Annotated in this window: 3 protein-coding genes and 2 pseudogenes; 3 read left to right on the forward strand and 2 right to left on the reverse strand. The window is 39.3% G+C overall.

Annotated elements, in window-relative coordinates; translation table 11 throughout:
• A pseudogene (locus tag F6K22_RS42780) lies at nt 1-691 on the reverse strand (hypothetical protein); the annotation flags it as partial.
• Between the two features lie 34 nt (nt 692-725).
• Between F6K22_RS42780 and F6K22_RS43735 the strand changes: the two are divergent.
• The 3 genes from F6K22_RS43735 to F6K22_RS38460 all read left to right on the forward strand — a co-directional run bounded on the left by F6K22_RS43735 (nt 726) and on the right by F6K22_RS38460 (nt 2,240).
• A complete protein-coding gene (locus F6K22_RS43735; RefSeq protein ID WP_483244202.1) occupies nt 726-878 on the forward strand; it encodes a hypothetical protein in 153 nt (50 codons plus the stop codon).
• 214 nt (nt 879-1,092) lie between these two features.
• On the forward strand, nt 1,093-1,659 hold the full coding sequence (locus F6K22_RS38455) for a type III secretion system chaperone family protein (RefSeq protein WP_293110155.1): 567 nt from the start codon (nt 1,093-1,095) through the stop codon (nt 1,657-1,659).
• A 200-nt stretch (nt 1,660-1,859) separates the two neighbouring features.
• Entirely contained in the window at nt 1,860-2,240 is a 381-nt protein-coding gene (locus F6K22_RS38460) for a C6orf136 family protein (RefSeq protein ID WP_293110157.1), read from the forward strand.
• A 105-nt stretch (nt 2,241-2,345) separates the two neighbouring features.
• On the opposite strand, the pseudogene F6K22_RS38465 reads toward F6K22_RS38460, so the two are convergent.
• Nucleotides 2,346-2,538, reverse strand: a pseudogene (locus tag F6K22_RS38465) (hypothetical protein); the annotation flags it as partial.

A 2,538-nucleotide genomic window follows, 5' to 3' on the forward strand; every position in this document is an offset into this window, starting at 1 on the left:
CAGGTGTAGGCATGAGTATGTCAGGGGTAGGTTTAACTACTTCTGGTATTGGCATGGGAATGTCAGGTGTAGGCATGAGTATGTCAGGGGTAGGTTTAACTACTTCTGGTATTGGCATGGGAATGTCAGGTGTAGGCATGAGTATGTCAGGGGTAGGTTTAACTACTTCTGGTATTGGCATGGGAATGTCGGGAGTAGGCATGAGTATGTCAGGAGTAGGTTTAACTACTTCTGGTATTGGCATGGGAATGTCGGGAGTAGGCATGAGTATGTCAGGAGTAGGTTTAACTACTTCTGGTATTGGCATGGGAATGTCGGGTGTAGGCATGAGTATGTCAGGAGTAGGTTTAACTACTTCTGGTATTGGCATGGGAATGTCGGGTGTAGGTTTAACTACTTCCGGTATTGGCATGGGAATGTCGGGTGTAGGCATGAGTATGTCAGGGGTAGGTTTAACTGCTTCCGGTATTGGCATGGGAATGTCGGGTGTAGGCATGAGTATGTCAGGGGTAGGTTTAACTGCTTCCGGTATTGGCATGAGTATGTCAGGTGTGGGCATGAATATGTCTGGTGTTGCTGCCTCCATGCCACCAGTTCGCCCCCGCAAGTTCTGGTTAGTTGCTGATGCCGAACTTATTATCCACGGTGCGACTGAACCTGATGCTACTGTTACTATCGGTGGACGACCCATTAAACTGAACCCTGATGGTACATTCCGCTTCCAGATGGCTTTCCCTGATGGTTTAATTGATTACCCAATCATGGCAGTAGCAGTTGATGGCGAACAAAACCGCTCTATTCACATGAAGTTCACTCGTGAAACTCCAGAACGTCGCACCAATACTAAAGAAGAAGCTGTTCTGGAATGGATGAGTTAAAAAGTTAGTAGTTGATTTATTCAGGAGTAGAAAAAGTAGCGATCGCTATACGGAGCATGATTGCTCATTCCTATTAGGCAAAGAACCCCCGGTTAAACTCCGGGGGTTTATCATTAGATAAATTAGGCATATCAATTTTTACTATTACAACTACAATCTCTTAGCTAAAAAATAAAATAATCATTTAGGAAATCTTGACTTAATCTATATACTGATGAATTTATTCGAAATTACTCAAACACTAACAAATATATTCGGAGAATCTATTGAAACTCCATCACCCAATTCATGGCAAATAGAAACAGATAAGTTTCGACTTTTAATTCTCATCTCAGAAGACGAAACTTGGCTGAGAATTTTAATACCTATTGTTCCAAAAGAAGATGCTCAACCATTTCTTGAAAAATTACTTGAAGCTAACTTTGATGTGACTTTAGAAACTCGTTATGCTATATATGAAAATGTTCTTTGGGGAGTGTTTCAGTATAATTTTTATACATTAACAGTGGCAGATTTTAGTGCAGCTATTCAAAGATTACTTAATTTGAAAGAACAAGGTATATCTGGTTATTTTGATGAGGTAATAGAAAATCGGATTTGCCAAGTAATTAAAGCAGCAAAACTCCAAGGACAAACTTTAGAAGCAACTCTACAAACTTTAGAACGTTTTTATGCAGAAGGTTTAATGGGAGAAATAGAGATGAATTCAGAATACAGAGAAAAAACTTTGTTAGCTTGGCGTTATCAGTTAGAGCGTTTATGGTCTGAAGTAGAACCATGAGTTACTAAGTCATTTCAGTTATCAGTTATCAGTACCTCTAGCTGAAGCTTCAGGATTTAAATACGGAATATTCTTTTTTTATCCTCTTAAAAGAGGAGGCTTCAGACCCTATTTTGCGGTCAAAAGTAAGAAGTAAAAATTTGATAAAAAGTCTCTAATTTTGAACTGAACAAGGCAGAAAAAAATAAGCAATAAACAAAATGGATATTATTTCAATACTTAAACAAGATTATCAAAAATTTCCTGCTGACCAAACCTACAGTATCTATGCAGAAAATGTTTATTTTGAAGACCCACTAAATAAATTTCACGGGATAGACCGTTATCAAAAAATGATCGGCTTTATGAAAAGTTGGTTTAACGATGTTCAACTGGAGTTGCACAATATTAGTCGCTCAGGAGATTTAATTAAAACCCGTTGGACACTTAGTTGGACAGCTCCTGTGCCTTGGAAACCTCGAATGGCAATACCAGGATGGAGTGAATTGAAACTCAATACAGATGGACTGATTAACAGTCATATTGACTATTGGGATATTTCTCGGCTGGATGTTTTAAAACAGGCTTTTCAAGTGAAGTAGCTAAATAATTCTCAGCTTATTTTTTGGTAGATATATTGATAAAAAAGCACAATTTTGATAAAAGAAACCTCCCTTGATCCTGAAAAAGTCAAAAAACCGCTAAAGTTAAAATATTTGACATTCTCCCCGGCTTAAAGGCGCGGGGATTCCTACCGAGCTGTAGCCCCTCCCTCGCCTGGTTGACGTTTCACTGGCTGCTGCTACCTTGGCGGTAGTCTTACGCTTGCCTCCACGTCCGTTTAATGTCTCGGATTGCCCACCCGCGACTAATATATTTATTGCTGCGTTTTCCAGAGCG

Source organism: Okeania sp. SIO2F4 (genome assembly GCF_010672385.1).
In the GTDB taxonomy this organism is placed as follows: Bacteria; Cyanobacteriota; Cyanobacteriia; order Cyanobacteriales; family Microcoleaceae; genus Trichodesmium.